Raw genomic sequence first — 4,317 nt, forward strand, 5'->3', positions numbered from 1 at the left:
GGCGCCGGCCAGGTGGCGGTGATCCGCCGCTTCTTCCACCGCCTGCCCGGCTGGGTGGATGCCGCCACTCGCGAGGCCGTGGAGGCCGACCTGGCCGCCCACGGCACGCAGTACCGGCCCGAACAACTCGCCACACTCGCCGAGCACATCGCCGACTGCCTCAACCCCGACGGCACCTACACCGACGACGACCGCGCCCGCCGCCGCGGACTCACTTTGGGCAAGCAAGGCGCCGACGGCATGTCCGAACTGCGCGGCCTGCTCACCCCCGAGGCCCGCGCCACCGTGGAAGCGGTCCTGGCCAAACTCGCCGCACCCGGCATGTGCAACCCGCTCGAGGACACCCCGTGCGTGGACGGCGCCCCCAGCCAAGAGGCCATCGACCACGACACCCGCAGCACCGCCCAACGCCACCACGACGGCCTGCTCGCTGGGCTGCGCGGGTTGCTGGCCTCGGGAAAACTCGGCCAGCACAACGGCTTACCCGCCTCCATCATCATCACCACCACCCTGCAAGACTTGGAGGCCGCCTGCGGCACGGGGCTCACCGGCGGCGGCACCCGGCTCCCCATCAGCGACGTGATCCGCCTGGCCCGCCACGCCCGTCACTATCTGGCCGTCTTCGACAACGCCAAACCCCTGGCGCTCTATCACACCAAACGCCTGGCCTCCCCGGCTCAGCGAATCATGCTCTACGCCAAGGATCGTGGTTGCTCGGCGCCGGGCTGCACCGTGCCCGGCTACCTGTCCGAGGTCCACCACGTCACCGACTGGGCCAAGTGCCGGCGCACCGACATCACCGGCCTCACCTTCGCCTGCGGACCCCACCATCGCATGCTCAAACCCGACGGCTGGACCACCCGCACAAACACCAAGGGCCACACCGAATGGATCCCCCCACCCCACCACGACCGCGGCCAACCCCGCACCAACACCTACCACCACCCCGAAAAACTGCTCCACCACGACGACGACGATGACGACGACGCGGCATAGGGGTTAGCGTGGCTCCCGTGAAAGATCAGCGCACATTGCTGTTGATGCGCCACGCGAAATCCGACTACCCGCCCGGGGTCGCCGACCACGAGCGGCCGCTGGCGCCCCGCGGCGTCAAGCAAGCGGGACTCGCCGGCGATTGGCTGCGCGCCAACGCTCCAGCCATCGACGCCGTGCTGTGTTCCACCGCAACCCGTACGCGGCAGACGTTGGCCAACGCACGAATCGACGCGCCCGTGCGCTACAGCGAGCGGCTTTACGGCGCCACGCCCGGCATCATGATCGAAGAAATCAACACGGTCGGCGGCGAAGTCGAGACACTGCTGGTCGTCGGTCACGAGCCGACGATGTCGGACCTGGCTCTCGGCCTGGCCGGCAGTGGCACCGACTCGGCTGCCGCCGAACGGATCTCGGCGAAGTTCCCGACGTCGGCGATCGCGGTGCTGACCGTGCCGTTCGGGTGGAAGGACCTCGAACTCGGCCGTGCCGCCCTGATTGGCTTCGAAATCCCGCGCTGAACTGCTACGAGTTCGTGGCCAGCGTCAGCTCCATCAACTTGAGCGCCTGACCGCACGCGTCGATGCCCGGCGCCTGGGGGTTGACCCACCACCCGACCACGCCCGCGGCGTCGCTGGCCACTCCGCACGCGCCGTTCGGGTCATCCGGGCGCATCACGATCGAATCGATCCCGGCGATGTTGCGGGACTCGACCTTGTACTTCAGGAAGTCGGCGACCTTGCGCTCGTTGCTGAGGCTGCCCTGCTCGAACCAGAACCGGGTGATGTCGATCAGCCCGGCGGGGTTGGCCGCCTGCCACCGGCAGATCGCGCCGACGAACGTGCTCTGGATGTCGAGCGGGTCGGCACCCACCGTCTTGGCCAGGATGTCGCTGGTGAGCACCTCACACTCCTTGAGCAGGTTCGGATACTGCTGCTGGGAGTTGTTGTTGCGGGTCGGGCCGCCCGCCTTGACGGCGTTGCCGGCGACAGACCTCGAACAACCCGTGATGACCACCAGGGCAGAGATCAAGATGGCTACAACCGCGCGAACGCTTCTCGTGGTCATTTCGAGTTCGCAATCGACTGACGCGCCAGCTCCTTGGCGATGTCGCACGGCGGCGGGAACGGCTTTTGGCTGAAGCTGATCGACCATTCGAAGAAGTCGTCCTGGAATTGAATGCCCACCTCGCAGAGTGAGTCCCCCAAATTCGGCTCGTTGCCGATGGCGATGAACCCGCTGTGTCCGTTGATGTTGATGTCGTCGACGCTGGCGCGCGACAACTCCTCGGTCTTGCGTTCACGTCCGATCGGGCTGCCGCGATACCAGGAGAAGGAGAAGTGCGGACCAAGGATGCCGCCGCCCGCCAGCCATTGGCAGCCGACCGAGTTCCGGGCGGTGTTGATCAGGCCCGTCACCTTCGTCAGTTCCGCCACGGTCTGATCGGTGATGCCCCCGCACTGGGGGAACATCGGGCCGTGGTGGCCCTCCGCGTTCCCCGGCGCCGACGAGGACGTCGCACCTGGCTTATTGGCGCCCGAGTCGGAGCACGCCGCCACCGTGAGCACCAGGACCATCAAGGCTGACGCCGCGGCGACGAGCGCCCTCGCGTTACGCCGCACCGCTACCCTGCTCTTGCTCAGCCTGCTCCCGGTCCACACGATGCACTGTAGCGGCAGCTCAGCGGGTCAACCACCGACCCGCCTGAGCAGGCGTTTCAGTTACACCGCCGGACGCGCCGTGTGCGACAGTTACGAAATGCTCCTGGCACTGCTGCGCCAGTACATCCGGCCGTACCGGCGGCTGGTCGCGGTGCTGATGGTGTTTCAGGGCATCAGCACCCTGGCGTCGCTGTACCTGCCGACGGTCAACGCCGCGATCATCGACGAGGGCGTGGCCAAGGGCGACACGTCCACGATTGTCAGGCTCGGCATGGTGATGCTCTCGGTCACCGGGCTGCAGGTGTTGTGCGCGGTCGGGGCGGTCTACTTCGGGTCGCGAACCGGGATGGGCTTCGGTCGCGACCTGCGCGCGGCGATGTTCGAACACATCACGACCTTCTCCGAGCACGAGACCGCCCGCTTCGGCGCGCCCACGCTATTGACGCGGAGCACCAACGACGTCCGCCAGATCCAATACCTGGTTCAGATATCGAGCACCGTGCTGGTCACCGCGCCCATCATGTGCGTGGGCGGAATCCTGATGGCCATCCACCAGGAGGCCGCGCTGACCTGGTTGCTGCTGGTCAGCGTTCCCATCATGGCGTTGGCCAACTACTGGGTGATGGCACACATGCTGCCCCTGTTCCGCAGGATGCAGGGCCTGATCGACGGCATCAACCGGGTGATGCGCGACCAGCTGTCCGGCGTCCGCGTCGTGCGCGCGTTTGCCCGTGAACGCTATGAGCGCGACCGGTTCGCCCGCGCCAACGCCGCGCTGTCGTACACCGCGCTGACCGCCGGGAACTGGCAGGCGGTGATGCTGCCGGTGACCACGTTGACCGTCAACGTGTCCAGCGTCGCGCTGATCTGGTTCGGCGGGCTGCGCATCGATCGGGGCCAGATGCAGGTCGGCTCGTTGACCGCGTTCCTGGCGTACTTCACCCAGATCCTCATGGCGGTGCTGATGGCCACGATGACGCTGGTGGTGCTGCCCCGAGCATCCGTGTGCGCCGAACGGATCACCGAGGTGCTCTCCACCCGGGCCGCGGTGACCGATCCGCAGCGGCCGGTGTTCCCGGCCGGCGGGATCACCGGGGTGGTGCGCCTCGACAGCGCCACCTTCACCTATCCGGGCGCCGATCGCCCCGTGCTGCAGGACGTTTCGTTGACCGCACATCCCGGCACCACCACGGCCATCGTCGGCAGCACCGGGTCGGGCAAGTCGACGCTGGTGTCGTTGATCTGCCGGCTCTACGACGTGACCGGCGGCGCCGTGTTGGTCGACGACATCGACGTCCGCGACTACCACACCGAGCGACTGTGGTCGGCGATCGGGCTGGTTCCCCAGCGCGGCTATCTGTTCTCCGGCACCGTCGCGGACAATCTCCGCTACGGCAAGGCTGACGCGACCGACGAGGAAATGTGGGAAGCGTTGCGGGTGGCCGACGCCGACGGATTCGTGCGCGCACACGACGACGGGCTCCGCATGCGGGTGGCCCAGGGCGGCATCAACTTCTCCGGCGGTCAGCGGCAACGACTGGCGATCGCCCGCGCGGTCATCCGCCACCCCGCCATCTACCTCTTCGACGACTCGTTCGGCGCGCTCGACGTCCACACCGACGCACGGGTCCGCGCGTCGGTGAAGCAAATAGCGGCCGCTGCC

General features: G+C 67.5%; 5 protein-coding genes. 3 read left to right on the top strand and 2 right to left on the bottom strand.

Annotated features, from left to right (window positions below; genetic code table 11):
• Both A5713_RS15800 and A5713_RS15805 read left to right on the top strand, forming a co-directional pair.
• Positions 1-996 (top strand): HNH endonuclease signature motif containing protein (locus tag A5713_RS15800; RefSeq protein WP_068096873.1); only part of this gene is annotated, 996 nt, incomplete at its 5' end.
• A 17-nt stretch (positions 997-1,013) separates the two neighbouring features.
• A complete protein-coding gene (locus tag A5713_RS15805) occupies positions 1,014-1,514 on the top strand; it encodes a histidine phosphatase family protein (RefSeq protein ID WP_102416925.1) in 501 nt (166 codons plus the stop codon).
• 4 nt (positions 1,515-1,518) lie between these two features.
• Here A5713_RS15805 and A5713_RS15810 read toward each other — a convergent pair whose 3' ends face one another.
• The gene (locus A5713_RS15810) at positions 1,519-2,061 is read right to left on the bottom strand and encodes a DUF3558 domain-containing protein (protein WP_067927043.1); all 543 of its coding nucleotides are present in this window, start codon (positions 2,059-2,061) and stop codon (positions 1,519-1,521) included.
• Entirely contained in the window at positions 2,058-2,570 is a 513-nt protein-coding gene (locus tag A5713_RS15815; RefSeq protein ID WP_369804471.1) for a DUF3558 domain-containing protein, read from the bottom strand. Before A5713_RS15815 ends, A5713_RS15810 begins: the two co-directional genes overlap by 4 nt.
• Before the next feature lie 181 nt (positions 2,571-2,751).
• Between A5713_RS15815 and A5713_RS15820 the strand changes: the two genes are divergently transcribed.
• A partial coding sequence (locus A5713_RS15820; RefSeq protein ID WP_068096876.1) for an ABC transporter ATP-binding protein occupies positions 2,752-4,317 on the top strand: 1,566 nt, incomplete at its 3' end.

This window comes from Mycobacterium sp. E2497 (assembly GCF_001668695.1).
Lineage (GTDB): Bacteria > Actinomycetota > Actinomycetes > Mycobacteriales > Mycobacteriaceae > Mycobacterium.

What these genes read in the sequence shown, in the direction of transcription:
- A5713_RS15810 (WP_067927043.1), bottom strand. Translation starts at nt 2,061, where the DNA reads ATGACCACGAGAAGCGTTCGCGCGGTTGTAGCCATCTTGATCTCTGCC.
- A5713_RS15815 (WP_369804471.1), bottom strand. Translation starts at nt 2,570, where the DNA reads ATGGTCCTGGTGCTCACGGTGGCGGCGTGCTCCGACTCGGGCGCCAAT.